This is a genomic window from Protofrankia sp. Cr1, assembly GCF_963555865.1.
In the GTDB taxonomy this organism is placed as follows: Bacteria; Actinomycetota; Actinomycetes; order Frankiales; family Frankiaceae; genus Protofrankia.
On the sequence record NZ_CAUVXO010000678.1, the window covers coordinates 1 to 1,455 of the forward strand.

Here is a 1,455-nt window from a genome sequence, read left to right on the forward strand (position 1 = left end):
CCAGTGATCGTCGATCGTGTGCAGCAGGCACGGGCGAAGAACGCGCTGGAACCCGAGTGGGAGGCACGGTTCGAGGCCAGGTCCTACGGTTTCAGGCCCGGCCGTGGCTGTCACGACGCGATGGCCGCCCTGTTCACGACGCTGAAAGGCAAGAACGCCATGCGTCTATGGGCGCTCGACGCGGATCTGACGGCGGCATTCGATCACATCGACCACTCCCATTTGATGGCCGTTGTGGGCGGCTTCCCGGGACGGGAAGCCGCCCGGCAGTGGCTCAAAGCCGGAGTCGTCGAAGAGCGTGTTCTCATCCCTACTGATGATGGCATATCCCAGGGCTCGGTGATCAGCCCGCTGTTCCTCAACATCGCCCTACATGGAATGGAATACGCTGCGGGAGTTCGTTACCACATTACCGGCACGGTCGCCGGACGTGTGCATAAGGACTCCCCTGTGCTGGTGCGATACGCCGATGACCTGATCGCGCTATGTCACACCCGTGACCAGGCTGAGCAGGTCAAGGCCCGGCTGGCCACGTGGCTAGCGCCCCGGGGGCTGACCCTCAACGAGGACAAGACACGCATTGTCCACGTCAACGACGGGTTCGACTTTCTGGGATTCAACGTTCGCCGCTACCACGGCAAGCTACTCATCAAACCGAGCACGGCAGCGATACGGCGTATCCGGGCAAGGCTGCGCGCCGAGGTACTGGCCCTTCGCGGGTCCAACGCCCTGGCCATTATCCGCAAGCTCAACCCGATCGTGCGGGGATGGGCAGCCTACTACCGCGTGGCGGTTTCCAGTCGCGTGTTCGCGGGACTGGACCGCTATCTGTGGCAGTTGACCTACAAGTGGGGATGCTTTACTCATCCCACCAAGTCGAAGCACTGGGTCACCACCCGGTACTACGAAAGGTTCAACCCGGCCAGGCAGGACAAGTGGGTTTTCGGTGACCGCGAGAGCGGCGCCTACCTGCGAAAGTTCGCCTGGACGAACATCGTCCGGCACCAGATGGTCAAGGGCACGGCGTCTCCCGACGATCCGACTCTGTCCGACTACTGGGCCCGTCGGCGACGGTCCAAGCGCTCCACTCGACTGGATGAGTCTCTTCAGCTCCTTCTGAAGGCGCAGAAGGGTCGCTGCCCTGGATGTGGGGAGCTTGTACTACACGCCGAGCGTCAACCCGACAGCCCTCAGGAATGGGAGCTGTGGATGCGCACGACCCGCAAAGTAATGGTGAAGAAAACCACCACGTGCGAGGGAGACGGGCGATCCGGACATGTTCAACGCCTGGTTCATGCCTGGTGCAGACGGTCACTCGACGTCGACAAGACGCCAGGTCCGACACTTCTATCCGCCCGCGAGTCCTGGAGGCTTGCTTGAGCCGCGGTGCGGTGAAAGCCGCGTGCCCGGTTCTGAGGGGGCCTCGGCACGGCAACGTGCCGAGGCTACCCGACC

At 62.9% G+C, this 1,455-nt stretch carries 1 protein-coding gene; it reads left to right on the forward strand.

What is annotated here, in order from left to right; genetic code table 11:
* A partial coding sequence (locus tag U9980_RS27855; RefSeq protein ID WP_322770650.1) for a reverse transcriptase domain-containing protein occupies window positions 1-1,380 on the forward strand: 1,380 nt, incomplete at its 5' end.
* Window positions 1,381-1,455 lie beyond the last annotated feature (75 nt).